21 protein-coding genes and 1 pseudogene are annotated in these 22,237 nt (G+C 40.3%); 21 read left to right on the top strand and 1 reads right to left on the bottom strand.

Translation table 11 applies throughout. From position 1 onward, the window contains the following. The first annotated feature begins 449 nt into the window (after nucleotides 1-449). The 21 genes and pseudogenes from ASU02_RS16045 (at nucleotide 450) to ASU02_RS15945 (ending at nucleotide 21,493) form a co-directional block, all read left to right on the top strand. A complete protein-coding gene (locus ASU02_RS16045) occupies nucleotides 450-1,052 on the top strand; it encodes a TetR/AcrR family transcriptional regulator (protein ID WP_057765397.1) in 603 nt (200 codons plus the stop codon). A 13-nt stretch (nucleotides 1,053-1,065) separates the two neighbouring features. After that, nucleotides 1,066-2,550 (top strand): o-succinylbenzoate--CoA ligase, encoded by a 1,485-nt coding sequence (locus ASU02_RS16040; RefSeq protein ID WP_057765395.1) that lies wholly within the window; start codon nucleotides 1,066-1,068, stop codon nucleotides 2,548-2,550. 4 nt (nucleotides 2,551-2,554) lie between these two features. Further along, on the top strand, nucleotides 2,555-2,971 hold the full coding sequence (locus ASU02_RS16035; RefSeq protein ID WP_057765394.1) for a MaoC family dehydratase: 417 nt from the start codon (nucleotides 2,555-2,557) through the stop codon (nucleotides 2,969-2,971). Further along, a complete protein-coding gene (locus ASU02_RS16030) occupies nucleotides 2,971-3,981 on the top strand; it encodes a 3-oxoacyl-ACP synthase (protein ID WP_057765392.1) in 1,011 nt (336 codons plus the stop codon). The genes ASU02_RS16035 and ASU02_RS16030 overlap by 1 nt, the downstream gene beginning before the upstream one ends. Beyond that, the gene (locus tag ASU02_RS16025) at nucleotides 3,978-5,846 is read left to right on the top strand and encodes a 6-bladed beta-propeller (protein WP_057765391.1); all 1,869 of its coding nucleotides are present in this window, start codon (nucleotides 3,978-3,980) and stop codon (nucleotides 5,844-5,846) included. Before ASU02_RS16030 ends, ASU02_RS16025 begins: the two co-directional genes overlap by 4 nt. Next, complete coding sequence (locus tag ASU02_RS16020; RefSeq protein WP_057765390.1) at nucleotides 5,843-7,057, top strand: substrate-binding domain-containing protein; 1,215 nt, start codon at nucleotides 5,843-5,845, stop codon at nucleotides 7,055-7,057. Before ASU02_RS16025 ends, ASU02_RS16020 begins: the two co-directional genes overlap by 4 nt. A 247-nt stretch (nucleotides 7,058-7,304) precedes the next feature. Further along, nucleotides 7,305-8,078 carry an ABC transporter ATP-binding protein gene (locus tag ASU02_RS16015; RefSeq protein ID WP_057765389.1) on the top strand — a complete coding sequence of 258 codons (774 nt, stop codon included), beginning with the start codon at nucleotides 7,305-7,307 and terminating at the stop codon, nucleotides 8,076-8,078. Beyond that, the gene (locus ASU02_RS16010) at nucleotides 8,056-8,760 is read left to right on the top strand and encodes an ABC transporter ATP-binding protein (protein WP_057765386.1); all 705 of its coding nucleotides are present in this window, start codon (nucleotides 8,056-8,058) and stop codon (nucleotides 8,758-8,760) included. The genes ASU02_RS16015 and ASU02_RS16010 overlap by 23 nt, the downstream gene beginning before the upstream one ends. Before the next feature lie 20 nt (nucleotides 8,761-8,780). Continuing rightward, nucleotides 8,781-9,650 carry a branched-chain amino acid ABC transporter permease gene (locus ASU02_RS16005; protein ID WP_057765384.1) on the top strand — a complete coding sequence of 290 codons (870 nt, stop codon included), beginning with the start codon at nucleotides 8,781-8,783 and terminating at the stop codon, nucleotides 9,648-9,650. Nucleotides 9,651-9,691: 41 nt separating this feature from the next. Continuing rightward, nucleotides 9,692-10,648 (top strand): branched-chain amino acid ABC transporter permease, encoded by a 957-nt coding sequence (locus tag ASU02_RS16000; protein ID WP_057765546.1) that lies wholly within the window; start codon nucleotides 9,692-9,694, stop codon nucleotides 10,646-10,648. Between the two features lie 535 nt (nucleotides 10,649-11,183). After that, a complete protein-coding gene (locus ASU02_RS25950) occupies nucleotides 11,184-11,357 on the top strand; it encodes a twin-arginine translocase TatA/TatE family subunit (protein ID WP_082631828.1) in 174 nt (57 codons plus the stop codon). A gap of 202 nt (nucleotides 11,358-11,559) precedes the next feature. Beyond that, complete coding sequence (locus ASU02_RS15990; RefSeq protein WP_057765380.1) at nucleotides 11,560-12,195, top strand: DUF1232 domain-containing protein; 636 nt, start codon at nucleotides 11,560-11,562, stop codon at nucleotides 12,193-12,195. Nucleotides 12,196-12,971: 776 nt separating this feature from the next. Next, entirely contained in the window at nucleotides 12,972-14,348 is a 1,377-nt protein-coding gene (locus tag ASU02_RS15985) for an amino acid permease (protein ID WP_057765379.1), read from the top strand. Between the two features lie 331 nt (nucleotides 14,349-14,679). Continuing rightward, nucleotides 14,680-15,675 carry an SIS domain-containing protein gene (locus tag ASU02_RS15980; RefSeq protein ID WP_057765378.1) on the top strand — a complete coding sequence of 332 codons (996 nt, stop codon included), beginning with the start codon at nucleotides 14,680-14,682 and terminating at the stop codon, nucleotides 15,673-15,675. Between the two features lie 127 nt (nucleotides 15,676-15,802). Next, on the top strand, nucleotides 15,803-16,627 hold the full coding sequence (gene frlC, locus ASU02_RS15975) for a fructoselysine 3-epimerase (protein WP_057765377.1): 825 nt from the start codon (nucleotides 15,803-15,805) through the stop codon (nucleotides 16,625-16,627). Nucleotides 16,628-16,800: 173 nt separating this feature from the next. Continuing rightward, the gene (locus tag ASU02_RS15970; RefSeq protein ID WP_057765376.1) at nucleotides 16,801-17,520 is read left to right on the top strand and encodes a GntR family transcriptional regulator; all 720 of its coding nucleotides are present in this window, start codon (nucleotides 16,801-16,803) and stop codon (nucleotides 17,518-17,520) included. Between the two features lie 26 nt (nucleotides 17,521-17,546). Beyond that, nucleotides 17,547-18,335 carry a fructoselysine 6-kinase gene (frlD, locus tag ASU02_RS15965; RefSeq protein ID WP_057765374.1) on the top strand — a complete coding sequence of 263 codons (789 nt, stop codon included), beginning with the start codon at nucleotides 17,547-17,549 and terminating at the stop codon, nucleotides 18,333-18,335. Nucleotides 18,336-18,398: 63 nt separating this feature from the next. Beyond that, nucleotides 18,399-19,124 carry a GntR family transcriptional regulator gene (locus ASU02_RS15960; protein ID WP_057765372.1) on the top strand — a complete coding sequence of 242 codons (726 nt, stop codon included), beginning with the start codon at nucleotides 18,399-18,401 and terminating at the stop codon, nucleotides 19,122-19,124. 441 nt (nucleotides 19,125-19,565) lie between these two features. After that, nucleotides 19,566-20,264 carry a GntR family transcriptional regulator gene (locus tag ASU02_RS15955; protein ID WP_057765544.1) on the top strand — a complete coding sequence of 233 codons (699 nt, stop codon included), beginning with the start codon at nucleotides 19,566-19,568 and terminating at the stop codon, nucleotides 20,262-20,264. Beyond that, a complete protein-coding gene (locus ASU02_RS15950) occupies nucleotides 20,261-20,878 on the top strand; it encodes a sterol desaturase family protein (RefSeq protein ID WP_057765370.1) in 618 nt (205 codons plus the stop codon). Before ASU02_RS15955 ends, ASU02_RS15950 begins: the two co-directional genes overlap by 4 nt. 68 nt (nucleotides 20,879-20,946) lie before the next feature. Then, a pseudogene (locus tag ASU02_RS15945) lies at nucleotides 20,947-21,493 on the top strand (DinB family protein). 188 nt (nucleotides 21,494-21,681) lie between these two features. On the opposite strand, the gene arr reads toward ASU02_RS15945, so the two are convergent. Then, the gene (gene arr, locus ASU02_RS15940) at nucleotides 21,682-22,098 is read right to left on the bottom strand and encodes an NAD(+)--rifampin ADP-ribosyltransferase (protein WP_057765368.1); all 417 of its coding nucleotides are present in this window, start codon (nucleotides 22,096-22,098) and stop codon (nucleotides 21,682-21,684) included. Between the last annotated feature and the right edge of the window lie 139 nt (nucleotides 22,099-22,237).

Genomic DNA, 22,237 nt, shown 5'->3' with positions numbered 1-22,237 from the left:
CTTACACGGCTTTACTTGATAGGAATGTAGGACAGATTCAAGAAGGCTATCGGGCGAATTTTATTTTGCTGAAGGAGAATCCGCTGGCGGATTTGAGGAATTTGGAGGGAATTGAGGAAGTTGCTGTGGGAGGGGAATTTGTGAAGGGATGATGAGGGAGTTCAAAAGCATAGCAAGAGATATGTAATGTTGAATAGATAGGATCATTAGGAGGGATTGTATTTATTTAGTTTTGAAACATTGGAGGAATTCCTGTGTTTCTTTTTTTATTTTCCCTTTGGAAAAGTATGAAACAGCCAAACAGTCCTGTGTTTAATTAAATGCAAGAATCAATTTATATGTGCAATCGGATTAGAAGAGTGGATCTCTCATCTGGTATTTTTAAAAATCAAAAATTATTGTTGTAATTTTAAGAATATTATTTATAATAAAGTTGAGAGGTGATTCAGGTGTCAGTTAATAATGTGTCTGAGGAAAAAGCACTAACCCCAAGAGGAATTGAAACTCGTGAAAAGCTTTTAAGAGCTGCTGAGGAGGTTTTTGGGCAGAAAGGTTATTTTGAAGCTTCCATCGTTAATATTTCACAGGAAGCCAAAGTTGCTCAAGGAACCTTTTATAATTATTTTCCTTCAAAAAAGGATATTTATGATGAGTTAATCCGGAGCTACAGCAGGGATTTGCGAATTGCGATTAAAGAAGGAATGGAAGGAAGCTCGTCTTATGAAGATGCACAGCGAAATGGCTTCTTCGCCTTCTTCAGCTGGGTAAAAAATCACCCCAATTTGTACAGCATTGTCCAGCAGGCGGTTGTGGTGGATCAGGAGCTATTCCGCTGGTATTACGGAAAGCTTGCCAATGGTTTTTTAAAGAGTTTGTCTCAAGGAATGGAGGCAGGTGAGTTTAAGAATCTTGACCAGGAGACTGTCGCCTACTGTTTAATGTCAATTGGTCAATTTCTGGGAATGAGATGGGTGTACTGGGAAAAGAAAGAGGTTCCAGAAGAAGCATTTGATGCTGCGATGACACTAATATTCCAAGGGTTAAAAAAGTAAAAGGGGGAGTTCGATGAAAGGGATTGCCTATTGGATTCAGAAATGGGCATACACACATCCAGATCGAACAGCGGTTATTACAGATAATGGAAAAGTAACCTATAGGCGGCTGCATAAAATGGTCGATTCAGCCGCTCAGAAGATTCAGGAAAAGCTGCAAGGAAAAAAAGGCGAACGGATTGCTATTTTGTCACACAACCGGATTGAATACATTGTCCTTCTTTTTGCAATCGCTAAGATTGAATGTGTGGCAGTTCCATTAAATATCCGATTGAGCGCGAAAGAACTTATTTTTCAGCTCAATGACAGCGGTTCAAGAATCATCTTTGCCGAAAAAGAAAATGCGGAGTTTGCCGTTTCTCTAGTTGACCAAAGTAACCTGGAATGTTTGGAGTTCATGGAAGAACTATGTCATGGTTCACCAGGAGAGTATCCTAACCCTGAGAGCAGGATTGATGAGGATGCACCTTATATTATCTGTTACACCTCAGGAACAACCGGCAAGCCAAAAGGGGCCGTCCTTACACAGAGCAATATGTTCTGGAATGCCATCAATAATAAGCTTGCCATCGATTTAACTTCAGAGGACTGCTGCATCGTTCTGCTTCCGCTGTTTCATATTGGCGGGATTGGGCTGTTTGCATTTCCATCCTTATTTTCAGGGGGAACCATAGTTATCCCAGGCAAGTTCGAGCCTGAAAAAGCACTGTCAATGATTGAAGCATATAAAGTAACCATCGTGATGGGAGTTCCTGCCATACATCAGGCATTACTCACTTGCCCGGCGTTCCATACCTCCGATTTGAGTTCAGTCCGCTGGTTCTATAATGGCGGAGCACCATGTCCGAGAGAATTAATAGATGCCTATTTTGATAGAGGATTCTTATTCGGCCAGGGGTTTGGGATGACTGAAACGTCTCCGACTCTATTTATGCTTACGAAAGAAGACGCGCCGCGAAAGAGAGGGTCCATTGGCAAGCCAGTGTTATTTTCCGAATATAAGCTGATTGATTCTGAGGGTATCGAGGTTGAAAAAGGAGAGGTTGGGGAGCTTGCTGTTAGAGGGCCAAATATTATGAAGGAATATTGGAACAGGCTTGATGCTTCAAAGGATGCACTGAAAGAAGGGTGGCTGCTGACAGGAGATTTAGCGAAAACAGATGATGAAGGCTTCCTGTTTATTGCAGGCAGGAAAAAAGAAATGATCATTTCCGGCGGCGAAAATATCTATCCGCTTGAAGTGGAGCAAGTCATCAGCGAAATGAAGGGTGTAGCCGAAGTAGCCGTAGTCGGGAATGCTGATCCTCTTTGGGGGGAAGTGCCTGCAGCATTTATTGTGAAGGAGAATGGAAGCGCTTTAACGGAGGATGATGTTATTCAATACTGTCAAGGGAATCTGGCAAAATATAAAATTCCTAAAATAGTGTCATTTTTAAAAGAAATGCCGAAGAATGCCACGGGCAAAATTCAAAAAACAAAACTTATTGAAAGCAGGTGAAGGGATGGTTAGTTATAGTATCGGCCAGCAGGCCTCCTGCAGTAAAACCATTACGGAAACAGACTTTGTCCTTTTTGCAGGAATAAGCGGTGACTTTAATCCAATCCATATCGATGGGGAGTATGCTAAAACAACGAGGTTCAAGAAGCGGATTGCACACGGGCTTTTAACTTCAAGCTTATTATCGCAGCTGCTGGGTGTTCATCTTCCAGGACGAGGGGCTGTTTATGTCGAGCAGAATATCCGGTTTAAAGCACCCGTTTTTATAGGTGAAACGATTACCGCAACAGGGACGGTTCAGGAAATAGATGAGGAAAGACGTATACTGACGCTGCTCACAGAATGTTTTAACCAAGATGGGAAATTAGTATTGACGGGCACAGCCAAAATGATGGTGCCTGAAGATGGAGGGGTTATTTAATGGGAATCGGCATACATGGAACTGGAGCGTTCTTTCCTCCTGGAATAGAAACAGCTGCCGATCTGGCTGTAAAGACGGGTATACCTGAACAGGTGATTATCGAAAAGTTCGGATTAGTCCAGAAGCATGTGGCAGATGAAAGCCTTCATGCATCTGATCTGGCCATTGCTGCTGGAAGGCAGGCGATTGAAGGGATTGACCCGCTTACCATCGATGCAGTGATTTACTTTGGAAGCCCTCATAAGGATTATTATGTCTGGTCGAGCGCGCCAAAAATCCAGCATGTATTGGGTGCGAAAAATGCCTATGCATTTGAAATAATGAATGTCAGCTCGTGTTTTCCGATTGCCTTAAAGGTGGCTAAGGACATGATTGCTTCTGACCAATCAATCCAAAACATCCTGCTTGTTGGGGGTTGCAAAGAATCACAAATCGTGGATTATGAAAACCCGCGGTCACGCTTTATGTTCAACTTTGCGGATGGTGGCACGGCTGCACTAGTCACCAGGGATTCCTCCCAGAGCGAAATATTGGAAAGCGCCATCCTGACAGATGGGTCCTTTCATGATGATGTCAGAACTCCTGCAGGAGGGTCGAAACATTTTTCCAGCCGCGAAACAGTCGAAAAGAATCTTCATTATATTGATGTAAAAGATCCACAATCAATGAAAGAAAGACTGGATCCTGTATCCATTTCAAATTTTGACCATGTAATTCGCAAAGCACTTCATAAGAGCGGTTATACTCCTCAAGATATTAAACTCCTATTGCCACTGCATACAAAACGATCAATGTTCAAAGAACTTCTACAATCACTGGAACTACCTGAAGAAAAAGCCATCTATCTTAATCACCATGGCCATATGTCTGCACTTGATCCATGCATTGGGCTCCATTTTGCCCAGGAACGGGGACTTTTAAATCCTGGTGATATTGCTGTAGCAGTCAGTGCCGGTACAGGGTACACATGGGCTGCGACTGTTGTGAAGTGGAAAGGAGAGAAAAGATGAAAAGGATAAAGGGAATGGTTCTGTGCCTCCTTCTATTTTCCCTTTACTTTGGGAGCAGCGGGTTTGCAGAAGCAACTTATAGCTACAAGCATGCATGGGGAAATGAAACCGATCCCGCAAACGAGTTCCGGACTCCAGTAGCTCTAGCTAAGGATAGTTCAGGTAATATATACATGGCCGATATGGGAAATCATCGAATTGTAAAAATGGATTCTTCTGGTAAAATACTGAAAACAATGGGTACACTCGGTCAATCCCCTGGACAATTCAATATGCCATTTGGAATCGCTGTTGATCGCGAAGGGAATATTCTAGTTGCTGATACGGGAAACTATCGAATTCAAAAGTTCGATTCTCAATTTAATTATTTAAAAAGCTGGGGGACAAAAGGGGAAGGGGATAATCAATTTGGTTTTCCAAGAGAAATTGCGATAGACCAGCAAAATAATTATTACATCACGGATGAGTTTAATCACCGTATTCAAAAATATAATTCCGATGGCCAGTATCTTCTTACAATAGGTTCCTATGGAAAAGACAATGGACAGTTGGCACTCCCGCAAGGCATTGCTATAAACAATAAAGGCGAAGTGTATGTTGCAGATACCTACAATAACCGGATTCAAGTGTTTGATCAAAATGGCAGCTTCAAGCGGAAAATAGGCGGTCTTGAACCTGGATTAGGTTTTTATCAGTTTTATCATCCAAGGGGAATAAATTTTGAGCCAAAGTCTGGGGCTTTATATGTAGCAGATACTTATAATAACCGAATAATGAAATTTGATCATGCAGACAGGTTTCTCTATACAACAGGCATGTTTCCGAACCTAGTGTATCCAAATCAGATTCTGCCAGATGAGGACGGGGATTTATTCATAACTGATACTGGCAATAATCGCATTGAGGTATACAAGGAGATTGGATTGAACATCTCTTACAAAATGACAATTGGCTTTGGCAGATACGGGGACAAACAATATGCAGGGCCTTATGATGTTCAAAGTGATTCAAAGGGGAATGTGTTTGTATCAGATTCGTTTAATCATCGTATTTTGAAATATAATTCAAGCGGAAATCTAGTTAGCAAATGGGGAAGCATGTTCGGTACTGGCGGACCCTTTGGATATGGCAGCTACGCAGGCCAATTTTTCGTACCGAGACAAATAGCGGTTGACCGTTATGACAATGTATATGTCGCGGACTCAGTGAATCATCGAATTCAAAAGTTTTCTAATTCAGGGACCTTCCTTGCAGCCTATGGATCTCTAGGAACAATAAGTGGCTTTTTCCAATTCCCGAGCGGTGTGGCTGTTGATAGTAAAGGCAATATCTTTGTGTCAGATTCGGAAAACAATCGAATTCAAAAGTTTAATTCCTTTTTCGTTTACATGAAAGAATGGGGCAGAAAAGGAACTGGCAATGGGGAATTTTCTCAGCCGATGCAGCTCGCAATCGATTCAAAAGACAATGTGTACGTAGTAGACCGAATTAACAATCGTGTTCAGAAATTCGATAACAATGGCCAGTTTATTGCTAAGTGGGGTACGAACAACGGAAGCGGCCACCTAGACCCGCTGGAGAATTGGGGTGAAGAACCGGGTGATTTGTTCTTGCCTACTGGAATAGCTATTGATGATCAGGATCGTGTTTATGTGACCGATACTTCAAATAACCGCATGAATGTCTACGATGAGAATGGAATGTTTATAGAACAATTTGGTTCGTTCAGCGGAGAAGACGGGCAGTTCTTTTCTCCCCAAGGTCTTGATATAGACAGCAATGGGAACATCATCATAGCAGACGGGCTTCTTCATAAAATACAGTTTTTCAATAAAGGAAATAAAGACAGGGGGAATGGGAAATGAAGTGTCAGGTATATGGCTTTAAGTCTATATTAGCGCTCATCGTCGTACTCGCTCTTTTATTCATCGCTGGATGTTCCGGAGACAAGGCAAGTTCAGATGAAGAAACAATCAAAATCGGTGTCCTTGCTTCCTTAACCGGTCCACTGGAGACGTACGGAAAGCAAACAGTGGCGGGATTTGAACTAGGTCTTGCGTATGCAACAGAAGGATCGAATAAAGCAGCAGGCAAGAAGATCGAGTTTATCGTGGAAGATACTGAAACAAAACCAGATGTGGCGGTAAGAAAGGCGACAAAGCTGCTTGAAGAGGATGGTGTGGACTTCTTAGTTGGTTCGTCAAGCTCAGGAGATACGCTGGCCGTATTGCCGCTAGCTGAAGAATACGAAAAAATCATGGTGGTGGAACCCGCGGTAGCGGATAGCATCACCGGTCAGAACTGGAACAAGTACATTTTCAGGACAGGAAGAAACTCCTCACAGGATGCAGTCGCAGGTGCTGCAGCAATTGCTGAAAAGAATGTGAAAATCGCTACCTTCGCACAGGACAATGCCTATGGCAGAGAAGGAATCGCTGCCTTTAAAGAGGGTGCAGAGAAGCTTGGTGCCACAATTGTGAATGAGCAATATGCAGATCCAAATTCCACTGATTTCACTGCGAACATTCAAAGCATCATTAATGAAAAGCCTGACTACCTCTATATTGTTTGGGCAGGATCCAATGCACCATGGAAGCAGTTAAAGGATATGCAGCTCGAGGAGCAGGGGATTAAGATATCTACTGCCGCACAGGATATCGCTTCGTTAAAAACAATGGATTCCTTAATGGGCATGAGCGGCTTTTCTATTTATTACCATTCGCTGCCTGATAATAAAGTGAATGATTGGCTGGTGGAACAGCATAAGAAAAAATTTGATGGAGAAATACCGGATCTGTTTACTGCCGGCGGGATGACGGCTGCCATCTCCATAGTGGAAGCTCTTAAGAAAACAGATGGCGACAAAGATGTGGATGCCTTAATTAGTACAATGGAAAATATGGAGTTCGAAACACCTAAAGGGATGATGAAATTCCGGGCAGAAGACCATCAGGCATTGCAGTCTCTCTATGCGGTAACCCTTGAGGAGCAGGAAGGCGTGGACCATCCAGTTCCGGTTCTAATCAGGGAATTGAATATGGAGGAAACAGAGCCACCGATCAGAAATGGTGAATAAAAAATCGGAATAATTAGATATATAATAAAACTTCAATCATTGGGGGTTTTTCTTCATCCCCAATGATTGTTAGTTAAACCAATCAAGCTCATAAACGCCACGTCCTGTGGCCTTCGCCTGACTAGGACATCCTGTCCGTCGTCGGGCATTTACGGGCTGTATATCCCCCGCTTAGAATTTTTTATTCCTTCTGCTTCTTAAGTGGGGATCTACCAGCCCGATAAATCACCAGGGAGGGATCGCCAAGTTGGAAAATATCTTGGAAACGAAAGACCTATCAGTTTCCTTCGGTGAGCATGATGTCATAAAAGATGTGAACCTGGAAATAGCGTGTGGAAAGCTGATCTCCATTATCGGCCCAAATGGGGCGGGTAAGACGACACTGTTTAATTTGCTGAGCGGACAGATTACACCAACAAAAGGAGAGATTTATTTTAAGAACGATAATGTAACAAAGCTTTCTGTCCCTTTACGGGCAAGACGGGGCATTGGCCGCTCCTTCCAGCTCACAAATATTTTTCCTGAGCTGACTGTTCTGGAGAATATCAGATTGGCCATCCAATCCTCAAGCAAAGATTACTACTCGATCTATCCGAGGCTGTCTGCTTTGAGCCGCCAACAGGATGAAGCAAAGGCTTACATGACAAAGTGTATGCTGAATGGCAAGGAACATGTGCTGGCCCAGGATCTTGCGCACGGGGAAAAAAGAAAGCTGGAGCTTGCCATGCTGCTTGCTCTCAAAACTGAGCTGCTGCTTCTCGATGAACCAACAGCAGGCATTTCGATTGAAGAGATCCCTGCCATACTGGAAGTGATCGAGAACATTAAGAAGGAAGACAGGTACACGATTGTATTAATTGAACACAAAATGGAGATGGTCATGCATCTGTCAGATATTCTTGTGGTTTTATTCAATGGCGAGCTTCTGGCTAGCGGCAACCCGCAGGAAATCATTAAGGATCAAAGAGTTCAGACGGCATATTTAGGAGGCTTGCATCGTGAGTCTATTAAAATTGGATAATCTAGAAACTTATTTAGGGCAATATCACATCCTGCAGGGAGTGTCCATGTCCGTTGAAGAAGGAAGCATCACTGTCCTGTTCGGCAGAAATGGAGCGGGTAAAACGACAACCCTTCGCTCCATCATGGGCTTCAATCCATCCACCAGTGGCTTTGTGCATTATAACAGCCAGCGGATTAGCGGGATTTCTACCCATCTGATATCAAGAAAAGGAATCGGATATGTGCCTGAAAATCAGGGGATATTCAGTGCCCTGACAGTGGAGGAAACGCTTAATCTAGCTAAGGCAAAGAGCACAGGAGAAGCGGAAGAGAAAATGGAATGGATGCTGGATCTATTCCCAGATCTAAAGAAATACTGGCGCAAAAAAAGCGGATTGCTTTCCGGAGGACAAAAGCAGATGCTGGCGATTGCCAGGGCGTATATCAATGGGGATGGATTGTTGCTGATCGATGAGCCAAGCAAAGGCCTGTCCCCGATTATGGTAGAAAAGCTGATGGAATCAATTCTAAAAATGAAGGAAAAAACGACGATTCTGCTTGTTGAACAAAACTTTCTGATGGCAAGCGAGATAGGTGATTATTTTTACATTATGGATGACGGAAAAATCGTCCATGAAGGCATGATGCAGGACTTAAAAGATGACAAGGAAACCTGTCAGAAATACTTGGGCATAGCATAAGCAATGAAGGGGGGCTGGAGATGGAAGTCTTTATTAATTTATTGGTCAACGGGGTCTCAACAGGGCTGCTTATTTTCTTGCTAGCTGCCGGACTTACTTTAATCTTTGGACTGATGAGTGTATTGAATTTTGCCCATGGCGGGCTATTCGTTTGGGGTGCGTTTTCAGGCGCATGGATTTTTAAAGAGACGAACAGTTTTCTATTGGCGATTGTTGGTGCCGTTGGTATCGGAATGGCATTGGGCTGGGTATTGGAGAGGTTCCTTATCCGCCCTGTTTATGGGAATCATGTCAGACAGCTCCTGATAACTTTAGGTGGGATGCTCGTTTTATCAGAAAGCATCAAAATCTTCTGGGGACCGAATCCAATACGGGTAAACCTGCCAGGGTGGCTGGAAGGAAGCTATCAGTTTGATGGAATCATCATCATTAAATATCGCGTATTTGTCATCGTGGTTGGACTGCTTCTGTATATGGCATTATGGCTGCTGCTCAGCAGGACTCAGATCGGTCTGATGATCAGGGCTGGAGTGATGGATAAGGAAATGGTTCAAGCGCTTGGAATCAATGTTAAGGGGCTTTTTACTTTCGTATTCCTGCTAGGCGCCGCGCTGGCTGCTTTAGGAGGAGCGCTTTTGGCGCCATATTCAGGAGTGGTCTTTGCGGAAATGGGCATGCAGTACGCTATATTGGCTTTTATTGTGGTGATCATAGGAGGAATGGGCAGCCTGCAGGGATCGGCACTTGCTTCTCTGATTGTAGGAGTTGCTGGAGCATTCATGGCATACTATATCCCTGATTTGTCACTCGCATTGAATATGCTCCTTTTGGCTATCGTGTTACTTGTAAAACCAACAGGTCTGATGGGAGAAAAGGGGAGTGCTGTATGAGAGGTCTTTTTCATAAAGTCCCGCTATATTGGGGACTTGCAATTCTGCTGTTTATGATGCTATTCCCGTTTGTCAACGACTCCCGCAGCATGCTGATTTTGTTAACACAAATCTTCATCTTTGCAATCTTTGCAATGAGCTTTGATATTCTTTTAGGATATACAGGCATAGTGTCCTTTGGGCATTGTATGTTCTTTGGGATAGGTGCTTATAGTACAGCAATCATCTTTAATCATTTAGAAGCAACTCTGTTTAATTTTATCATCGGTTTGGTTATAGGGATCATCCTGTCTGCCTTGGTAAGCTATATCATTGGCTTATTATCCTTACGGCTCAAAAGCCATTTTTATGCAATGCTGACACTGGCTGTTTCACAGCTGTTCTTAGTCCTTGCTGAGAAGTGGCGCGGTCTGACACATGGAGGAGACGGATTTACATTCAGTGTGCCTGATGTATTCAAAGACCGTACTTCCTTCTATTATATAACGCTCTTAAGTGTAGCAGTCGTCTTCCTCCTGCTTAAGCTTTTCACGGAATCATCTACTGGCAAGGTGTTAAAAGCCATCTCTCAAAATGAGTATCGTGCAGAGGCATTAGGGTATAAATCGCTGCATTATAAACTGATTGCCAGTGTAACGGCTGGGGTGGCAGCTTCCTTTAGCGGAGCGCTTTATGCTGTATCCCTAAGATTCATCAATACAAATGTCTTTTCCATTGAAGTTACGCTGGATGCGCTCTTAATGACAATGATCGGAGGAATCGGAACCCTGGCAGGTGCTATTGCAGGAGCAGGAATTATCGAGTTCCTCAGGCATTATCTATCAGAGCTTGCGATGACTTACCCCATTTTTGAAAGATGGACGATTATTCTTGGGTTCTTGTATATCGTGGTTCTGCTTGGATTTCCATCTGGGCTGGCAGGATTTATTAAGAGAATCACTTTGAATAATAAGATGAAAGCGAAGAAGAAAGGGGAATTGGAGAGGACTACTGCATAGTATGCTCAGGATACGCTTAAACAAAGGAGCAAATGAGGGGGCGCTCTAGCTCCCCCTTTAATCAAGAATCTGCATGGCAGCTTTTATGAGATTAATCGGTAAATTCACATTTACAGGTTCACCTTTTACCGAGTTAACGCGAATTTTATTTTCAAATGGGATGTTTTTTTTATTTTTACAAGATCAGGCTGTCCTTCCCTTGTTGACTGGCGTTTTCGCTGCCAATCTTACCTTTCTCCAGCAAAGTGAAAACTCTCGAAATCCCGTCCTTCATCTTACTCCCCCTATTTTTAAAACTGTATGACTATCTCTTCGGTAATTTCACCATTTTTCATTAACGATACAGAAAATTAAACGTTGACAATGTTGACAAAACGTCAACGGATATTTATATTTTAATTAGATATGGAAGAGTTATTTTGCAAACAAAAAGAGCCTGATTCAATCGAAGTGAAAAGGAAAGTGGCCGCACGCATCTTAAGGAATAGGTAATAAACCTTGTATGTAAGACGTTCAAGAGATAGGAGAAGATCTAATGTTATCAAATATCGGGGTACCTGGCTTAATATTAATTCTAACTGTAGCGCTTATCGTATTTGGTCCAAAAAAGCTTCCGGAAATCGGCAGATCATTGGGGAAATCATTACAAGAATTTAAAAAAGCAACGAAAGAGATTACGGAGGATACTGAGGATAAAAAGGAGAAATAACTTAATTTTTGAATGAACCATCATTATTGATATACAGATGTTGGTGTGGACAGGAGATCATAGGATCATTTCATAAAGCTATTTCGTTCAAGAATATTGGGAGATGGCGGTGGTCTATCCGTACATAAGAGGGCTGAAGTAACATTTAAAAGAATGGATACTGAAGGCTTTGGAGATTTTTTATCTTTGGCTAGAAAGGAAAATGAGTATGGAAAATAAAAGTAATAAAATTGGCCTGCGCCTAAAGGGCTTGCTGAAGGAACGCTCTTTATCCATGAGGAAATTAAGCCAGATAACGGGCATAGATACTGCTATCATCTCAAAGATCATCAATGGGAAGCGAAAAGCAACCCCCGAGCATTTGCAGCGGTTTGCAGACCATCTTGGCGCACCGATTTTCGAATTATATGAGGATGCAGGGTATCCGGTTGATCGGGAGCAATCATACCGGAATGATTCAATTGGCGATATTCAATTCATCCTTGAATCCAATGATTTAGTAGATAAAGAGTTTAGGCTGGAAGAGGTAAAAAAGGAATTAGAAAAGTACGAACAATTTTCTCAAACAGAGGAAGGGAAAGAAACGATAGTCAGCAAATTCGAAGAGAAAGTTGAAAAAGTGGGGAGCATTGGGCCTATTATTCAATATTTGAAAAAAATGTACGAGAGCTTTACCCAGAAAAGAGGCTCGAAGACGGAGCTATCTCTGATGGGAGGCGCCCTCCTCTACTTTATAGCAGCGGTTGACTGTATCCCAGATTATCTATTTGCGGTCGGGTATATTGACGATGCACTAGTGATCAAGTGGGTGATGAATGGACTGGCTACAAAAAAATGATGCGATTCAGTGCAGACAAACGCCTTATTAAAGAAACAGCAGGTTTTGTCAAATATTTGCTGTGTTTCTTCTAGTACTTGCAGCCATAGCAGGGAATTTACACTTCCAGTATCAAGAGGGACTAAGCGTGGCAGAGCCTGAAAAGCAGCATTAGGAATATGAGTTTGCCTGCACTGAATATTGATTTTGCGATAAATAGAGAGGCGGTTTCACTCCTTCTTAGACGGAGGCCAAAGCAAGGTGCTGGTGCTGCCTTCACTAGAAAGTAAAGAGGCATGGATAAAGAATGATTAGCTCTTTAGAAGGTGCTGAAAATAAGAAGGAATATGGTATAGGAAACGAATAATATATTTCATAAACCTAGTGTTGCATACTGCAAATACTAGGTTTATTTTTGTTGCGCGATGGTCGGTATCCAATCCTATTTCATTAAAATTGGACTCATTTTATTAGTTAATCATCTATAAACTTAGCATCATTAAGACCTATTATATGTTCTATACATTTAAATACTGATTTAGCCAGCTATTTACTGAACTATTCAGGCGGGTTGCACTCGTTTTATTACAATAATATTGTATTTTTATAGGATATATGCTAATTTGTAATCAAAGTGGTATTAATTTATAGTAAACTTGATTAATACATTTTGAAGAAATGGTTGGACTGCCGCATCCAGCATTTTATGTATTCTTTAAATTGATATCGCTTACACGATTTTTAATCCCTTTTTTGTTTCCAATGTTGATAGATACTTAGAAAAGGAGAATAGTGCAATGGCGAGTGAGGTAGCAAAAGTTGCGCAAAATGTTGAAGAGAAAAGTGCTGGCGGTCTACAGCGGAAATTAGGTTTAAGCGCTGCAATTGCCATTAGTGTCGGTACAACTATTGGTTCTGGTATTTTTTCATCATTGGGAGAAGTTGCTGCAGCAAGCGGGACGGCTTTATTTGTTATCCTGGCCTTTTTAATTGGCGGGTTAATTAATATACCAGCAAATCTATGCTATGCAGAACTGGCCACTGCTTATCCGGAAAATGGCGGTCAATACATTTATTTTAGAGAAGCAGGTTCCCGCCCGATGGCATTCTTATGTGGATGGATTAGCTTCTGGGCTACAGACCCGCCATCCATTTCGATTATGGCCATCGCCATTACCAACTATTTAGCTTATTTTGTTGGTTTTTCACCATTAACGATGAAATTTATCGCAGTTTTCCTTATTATTGTGTTCATGCTAATGCATCTCCGCAGTGTTGAAGGCGGCGGTAAATTCCAAACATTTATTACAGCATTTAAGATAGTTATGTTTGCTATATTAATTGGAGTTGGCTTTTTCTACTTCAGCCCGGATTTAATGAGTGCCAAACCGTCAGGAGCAGAAGCCGTTCCAGTTGGCATTTTGGCATTAGTAGCAGGGATCTCAGCAACGACTTGGTCATTTGATGGAATGGCTTCTGTTTGTTATATGACAGGGGAAATTAAAAATCCTAAGAAAACGATGCCTAGGGCACTTATTATAAGTGGTGTACTTATTACTGTTCTGTATGTTCTCTTAAGTATAACCATTACTGGTTTGCTGCCAATCGATCAATTAGCAACAAGCAGTGCGCCAGTTTCAGATGCAATGGCCCAAATTCCGGGAATTGGCTCTGCTGCAGGATCACTAACTGCGATTATGGCGATTATTGTTATCATCGGGTCTCTATCAAGCTGTATTATGTTCCAGCCGCGCATGCCGTATGCGATGGCTAAGGATGGTTTATTCTTTAAATCTTTTGCGAAAGTGCATCCTAAATGGAGTACACCGCATATTTCAATTCTTATTCAATGTGCGATTGCGATTGTGCTTGTTTTTGCTTCATCGTTAAGTGATTTATTAGGCTATTTCACTATTGTTGCTCTGTTGAAAAACTTCCTGACATTTGGGACAGTCTTTGTTCTGCGCCGTAAGAAATCAGGGTATCATCCAATGTGGAAAATGCCAATGGGGTATTTAATGGCTTCGATTGCCATGATTGTTACTGCAACCTTGATTGTTTCTACCTTTATGTGGGCGCCAATCCCTGGGATTATTTCCGCAGTGATTGCCGTAGCAACTGGTCTTCCTGCCTATTATTATTGGGAAAGAAAAAATAAACAGGCAGCCGTTTAAAAATAAAACATGTTAGACATGAGGGGAATCCTCATGTCTTTTTTATATGAATAAAAATATAGATTTTTAATACCAATTTCCGATAAAATTATATCTTCTATATAATAAAACGAAAGTCACTTATAACTAGAGTTTATACCGGTTTTGTGAATTGTTAAAATATTTAATTGACCCTAAAATATTTCAAATGATATAATTTAAAAATCAACATAACAAAATTGGTATTAAAAAACTATTATTACATCTAGTTATCATGAGGAGGATGCGGCACATCTTTACAGACCTCATGGTTACTAAATAGTGAGTCTCAAAGGAAAGGCGGACAAATGCTATGTTAAAGTTTAACGAAGCGAAACAAATTGAAAGCGTGAATGGAGCACTTCAATTACGAAGTGAGGTCGAGAAAATAGTAGACAAGATTTATTCTGAAGGGTTTGACAACATTTTTTATCTGGGGATTGGCGGTACATATGCTTCAAGTTTGCAGGCCGTCACTTATATTGCTGGAAAGAGTGCGCTGCCTGCTTACGTAGAGAATGCGGCAGAATACTTGACCACCGGAAACCGTAAGTTAACAAAGCAATCAGTCGTGGTTATTTCATCAGTAACAGGAAGCACAGAGGAAATGGTCAGAGCAGTTTCTCAGGTAAAAGAAGTTGGTGCTCGCATTGTTGGTTTCATTGATGTCAAAGAAGCGCCACTTGCCCAAAGTGTTGATTATCTAATTTCTTATCCAGCGAATGAACAGATCAAATTCTTTATGGTTGCTGACCGATTGATGTTTAATAACGGAGATTTTCCTGAATACGAGCAATTCTACAAAGAACTAGACGAGCATTTGGCTAAAGCATTGGTTAACGTTGAGAAGGCTGCAGCTTCTTTTGGCGAACAATTTGCACTCGCGCACAATGATGACTCGATGCACTATTTTGTCGGGGCGGGGAATCATTGGGGCGCAGTGTACTCTTATGCCATGTGCTATTGGGAAGAGCAGCACTGGCTCCGCTCAAAATCGATCCATTCCTCCGAGTTTCTTCATGGAACATTGGAAGTCATTGACCGAGATACAGCTGTTACCGTCTTTGTAGGTGAGGATGAACAGCGTCCGTTATCGGAAAGAGTAGCAAATTTTCTGCCAAGAATTTGTTCACGGTACACAATCATTGATACAAAGGATTATGAGCTGGAGGGAATCAGCCCTCAATTCAGAGGGAGAATCTCTCATCTAGTCTTACGTGCGATCACTCAGCGAATCGATGCACATATTGAAAAAATCAATTGTCATCCAATGGAAATCAGACGTTATTACCGTCAATTAGATTACTAGAATAACCAATTGAACATGAAATAGAATCAAAGATTTCTTCCTAGTAATCTTTGATTCTATTTATTGATTTATAAGCGAAGGAATGAAAGCGTTTTACCTGACATGAAATCTTAAGGAGGATTATTTCATGAAAATCGGATTGTTTACATCGGGTTATCAGAGAAATCCGCTAGAACATGCCTTTGAGGATGCAAAAAGATTTGGATACGATTACATAGAGATCTGGGGTGGCCGCCCCCATGCCTATGCGCCTGATTTAAAAAGCGGCGATATTCACATGGTGAAAAGATTAATTGAACAATATGAGATGCCTGTAAGGGTTTATACACCTGAGCATAATGCATATCCCTTTAATTTTATGATTGGAACGGAACAGATGAGAAGGGATGCCATCGACTATTTGAAGCTGGCGATGGAGATGGGAAAAGAGATGGGAGCCGAGTTTACACTCATGTCTCCAGCCCATGCCGGTTATCTTACCTCTGAGCCAGAAATTTGGCATAGATTAATAGTATCTATGAGGGAACTAACCGATTATGCGGAAAAAATAAAACATAAAATTATCCTTGAAGCTCTCACACCGATGGAATCGAATGTTTGTACAACTGCCAATGATTTAGCAAGGGTGTTTAGCCAAATTGAATCTGATTATTTAGCAGGGATGTGCGATATCGTTCCGCCTTTTGTGCAGCATGAAAGCATGCTGGCCTATTTTTATAAATTGCAGAATAAAATGCAGCACCTCCATATCGTAGATAGTGATGGAACATCTGATACACATGTGATTCCAGGTGAGGGAGTACTCCCGCTCAAAGAATTCATGCAGGAACTAAAACACATTGGCTATACAGGCACAGCGACAATTGAATTAGTAACGGCCTATATAAACGAGCCGCGACTTTATGCTCGCCGGGCGATCAGCAACTTAAAAGCATTAATGGAATGCGTATAGGAAACTAGGAAGAATTTCGCGAATTTGATTGCTCATCAGAGAGATGATTTTGGTCTAAATAGTTAAGGATAAGACTTCTATTGTTTTTCTGCATTATATTCTCTTCCACTTTTTGTGCTATATTTTAAGTAATAAGTATGAATGGATGCCTAATGGTGGGGGAGTTATGTTTTATGGATTGTAGTTATTTAAAACCACGCGAAGAAGTAGCGGAAAAAATAGAATCTTATATTCAGCAGAATCAATTGCGTCCGCATGATAAACTTCCCTCGGAACGGGACCTTTGCGAAGTATTGGGGACGAGCCGAACGACATTGCGCAGTGCGATAAAGAGACTGATTATTGAGGGTGTTATTTATAGTAAGCGCGGGGCTGGAACATTTGTTGCACCAGAGAAATTGGTGCGTAACTTGCAGGATATGGAGTCTTTATCAAAAAGTGCAAGAAGAGCGAATAAAGTATTGTCAACTAAGGTTTTATATGCAGACATTATCGAATGCAATAAGGAGTTATCCAAGCGGATGAAATTAACACTCGGCAGCAAAATATATTGTTTGCAGCGTCTGAGATTAATAGATGGGATTCCGGCGATGATGGAACTTGCCTATTTTGACTACTCATTATGCAAGGGGATTGAACAGTATGATTTTTCGCAGGAGTCTATTTACCGTACACTTGAAGAAGTTTATCATGTGAAAATTGACCATGGATCGGAAACATTAAGCGTTACCTATGTGAGTGAACAGGAAGGTGAACTGTTAGAAGTTGAGAATGGGACACCTGTTTTCTATATTGCGGGTAATGTATTTTCTGAAGGTGAAAAGCCGATTGAGTTTTACAAGTCGGTCGTAAGAGCTGATCAAATCCGTTTTTCTTCCATACTTAAACATTAACAGTAGTTTTGGAGGAGGAAAGTAATATGAGAATCGGGGCAGTTGGCGATAATTGTATGGATGTATATAAACAGGCAGGGAAGGTATTCCCTGGAGGAAACCCTGTCAATGTGGCGGTGTATTGTGTAAGGCTAGGGGTGGAGGCATCTTATACTGGTGTGGTTGGTACGGATGATTATGGGGAATTATTGAAAGACGCCTTAAGGAATAAAAAAGTCGATGTATCACATGTAAGAGAATTGCCTGGACAGACCGCAATTACAGAGGTAGATTTCATTGATAATGATAGGGTCTTAGGTGATTATTATGAAGGAGTTCTAGAACATTTTGTTTTGACAGATGAGGATATCGACTTTTTGGCCTCACATGATATCGTGGTATCAGGTATATGGGGGAAAATAGAAAAAAGTCTTGCTGTGATAAAAAGTAAAGGGGTTCCAATCGCTTTTGACTTTGCCGATAAATTGGACCATCCTCTTGTTGAAGAAATCGTTCCTCACGTTGATTATGCTTTCTTTTCCTATGATCATGGAGATGATGCGTTTATCAGGGACTACATGAAAACCATACAAGCCAAAGGTCCACAATTGGTTATTGTGACGATGGGTGAAAAAGGCAGTATGGTATATGATGGTGCCTCCTTCTTCAAATATGGGATCATCCCATGTAAGGTTGTTGATACAATGGGCGCTGGTGACAGTTACATTGCTGCCTTTATTTGTGGAATTCTTCAGAAAAAACCGATTGAAGAATGTATGGGAATGGGAGCGAGGAACAGCAGTATCACAATTCAATATCAAGGTGCTTGGGAATGAATGTTAGTCCTTGAATGTCTGTGAGTTATATTGAATTCTTGCGGAAAGTGAGTGAAATGGACCATGTCTAATATAGATTACCAATCTCCGATGTATTTACAGCTAAGGGAGATTATTAGAACCAAGATTGAAGATGGCGAATACCCGCCCGGAACGGCAATCCCCACTGAACATGAACTGGCAAAATCCTATGGAATTAATCGATTGACCGTTCGAAATGGGATCACTGCTCTTGTAAATGAGGGGCTGCTAAAAAGGATACAAGGGAAAGGTGTTTATGTTCTAGGGGAGAAAAGAGAGCAGGATTTGGAAACCTTGGAAGGTTTTTCGCAAATGGTCAAGAAGAAAAATGCAGAACCCTCTTCTCATATTCTTGCGAAGTCTTTGCGATTGGCTGGGCATAAGTATGGAAAGATATTCAATATTGATTCTGCTGATCTGATTTTTTACATTAAACGCGTCAACCATATTGATCATGAGCCATATTCACTTGAAGAAATCTATATACCGCAGTATGTGATTCCAGAATTGGAGGATATTGATTTAACGGTGTTCTCAATTTATGAGATTTATGATTTTTATAATATTGAGATTTCCTATTCCCACCAGACCCTTGATCTGACCCAATTGGATCAATCGGATGCACGATTCATAGATGTCGATTCTTCTGCTCCATTGTTATTATTTACGAACACAAGCTATAACAAATCAGAAGCGGTCATTGAATATGCAAGAAGCTATACTCGTCCGGATAAGGCAAACTATAAGGTTCATTTTAAAAATGAATAAGCAAACATGGGGACGGTTCTCTGCTTCCTTTTAAGCAGGAGAACCGTCCCTTTGTTTTCATTTTGGCTCTGTTATTTTTCATTGTTGATTTTGTGTATATATGAGAATTCATAAGCGGAGATATTCCGATTAACTGCTCCAATGAAGACAAAATCTAAAGATTTGGATACTAAAAACGGAAAAACTCCCTTTATTTTAAAGAAAATATGGGTATTTTTTCATTTTAAACGGAATTAATCCGTTTATTTCTCAAATATAGAAAATTAGCATTCAGTTATAATAGAGCCTTAATTTTAAGGGGAGAACTGCCTCGACTGTAAGACCGTAGCAGGGAATTATTTTTGAATTTTGTGAATATATTGACACCGGTTTCAATAAACAATAATATATTGGTAATACCAATATGAATTTTGGTTTTACCAAACAGACAGGAAGGTGAGTATAGGTTTGAAGCTGCGATCTTCGGAATTAATTTGTAAAAAAATCATTTCCGCCATTTTAGAGGGAGAATACAAAATAAATGAACCGCTGTTACCGGAAAGAGATATGGCTGTGAAATTTCATGTCGGCAGACCGACAATCAGAGAGGCACTTCAGCGTTTAGAACGGGATGGATGGATAGCTGCCCGTAAAGGAATGCCTGCTGTTGTGAATGATTATTGGTCGCACGGAAATCTAATGACGATTGTGGATATTCTGCAATGCTATGATGAAATTCCAAACGTATTTATTGAATACATGCTAGGTCTGCGAATTGCGATTACTCCGATCTATATGAAAGAGGCAGCAGTGTATAACCGGCTAAAGGTCCTTGCATTATTTGCTAAGCTTGATGAGCTTCAGGACGATGCGAAATCATATGCTGCTTTTGATTGGGCTCTACAGCAAAATCTTACACAGCTCTCCCCGAATCCAATTTATCGCTTACTTATCAATAGCTTCACAGAAATATATATTCCTATGGCCGAAAAATACTTTAAAGAACCACATCACAGGATTGTCTCAAACCAATACTTTAATGAACTTGTTACCTCTCTCTTGAAGGGGGATGTAGAAGAAGCAGAACGGATTACAAAAACGATGATGGAAAAAAGCTTAATTCTATGGAAGATAAAAAGTGAAGAGGTGAAGGCAAAGTGAAAAAGAAAGGGTTGTATCGGGATTTTTTTCTTCATTTTGATATTCTTGTTATGCTTGCTGTATTTTGTATAGCAACAACACTTGTCCTCGTAAAAGGAATAACTTGGGTATACATGCTGTACTTTATGATTGGATTCGTCTCTTATATGTTCACAGAATATATAACACACCGCTTTTTTTTTCATTTGAAAACACCAAAAAACACCTTTTTCCTAAAATTATTGAAACGTCTCCATTATGATCATCATAAACATCCGAATGACTTACATTTATTGTTCCTTCCTCTCTGGTACAGTGTACCTAATTTACTTATTGCAGCCAGCATCTTCTATATAATCGTCCAATCGGTGGTTGGAACGGTATCGTTTATTAGCGGGATAGTCCTCATGCTTCTCATATACGAATGGAAGCATTATGTTGCCCACCGTCCAATCAATCCGAAAACAAAGCTAGGCAAATGGGTGAAGAAGACCCACATCCTCCATCACTATAAAAATGAAAACTATTGGTATGGTGTGTCTACTCCATTTGTAGACGTATTATTTGGCACGTTGAAGAATGAAAAAGAAGTAGAGACTAGTCAGACAGCAAAGGATTTAGAAAAGCGGGCATAAAAGGTGAATTTAAAAGTTTTATAGAATTGAAATCTAAGTAAGCACTTTCTGAAGAAGGGGGAATTCTCATGAATAAATTAGTAAGTGATAATCTGCCTGAAACGAGAAATAACCTAGTAAAAGAAAGTACTTTATTAAGTGATACTGAACTTAATAGTAAGCCTGATGTGAATCTGTGGGTATAGCACAAGTTTGCCATCACTTAGTTTTAGTGGAAAAGGCATCTATAAAGGCTATTGCATGGGGATTAAAAGCCGATTTAATTACACCAATAGAACGTAAAAATGTTCACTTTATAATATTGGATTGAACGAAAAAGATTAAAGCTCCAAAAATCGTTGAACCAAGTATAGAATCATTTGAAGTTCTGCAAATAATTGATTTGTTAAACGATTCGAGGGAAAATTGATGGCCTTTCTTAGTACGAAAGTAGATAAGGCCATATTGAAAGAAAAATCAGTGAAGCATTCTGCCATAGGTGAATTACCTCTTGATCAATGGATCGAATAGATATATTTACATGAACAGTGGCACATAGAAAAAATAAAAGAGATAAAATTACTTTTAGATAGAAGCACTAAATTCAGGAGCGTAAAATGGATCATTATGGTCTAACTTTTTTATGAAAATTTCATACTTAGTTAAAAAATCCTGTATTAACTCAGGATTTTTTCTTATTCCACAAAAGGAGCAGATTGTTGAAAGGGATAGGGGCGTGACATAGATAAAATAAAACAAAAACGAATTGTAAACACAAATTGATTTTTGGTCTAATTGGATCATGACTTTAAAGATTTTAAGGCTTAATCGTATATTACATTTTTACCTTGTTCACTTAACTGTTTTAAAGATGTAAGCATATGATTTATTTCTTCGTCGGAATGTCTTTCCCATGAACTTAATTCGGCTATTATTTTCAAAGGAGATGTAGACCTATAAGAACGTGTTGGGTTTCCAGGAAATCTTTTGTCAGTTAAGTTCGGATCATTTTCAAAATCACCTAATGGTTCTACAATATAAATTCTTTCCTTTGATGTGGATCTTGCTAATTCAGCACCCCATTTAGCAGCATCTAATGTCGCAGTAAAATAAATATAGTTGGATTTTTTATCTTGGTAATTTGATAAGTGTTGTGGTACTAATAAATCTCCAATTTTCAGTTCTGCTTTAGTGCCATGAAAAAAAGGACCATTATCTAAGACATCTTTTTTGTCGTTCATCCTATACACCTCTAATAATTTTAGATTTGTATATAAGAGTATAGTATCGAAGTTACAAAAAGAACAGTCTATAAATAAAATGAAAATTACGTTATAATGAAAGTAGAAGGAATGATATCGAACGACCATTACTTATTTT

This window comes from Cytobacillus praedii (assembly GCF_001439605.1).
GTDB classification, from domain to species: Bacteria; Bacillota; Bacilli; order Bacillales; family Cytobacillaceae; genus Cytobacillus; species Cytobacillus praedii.
This window is presented reverse-complemented; position numbering and strand designations above follow the sequence as displayed.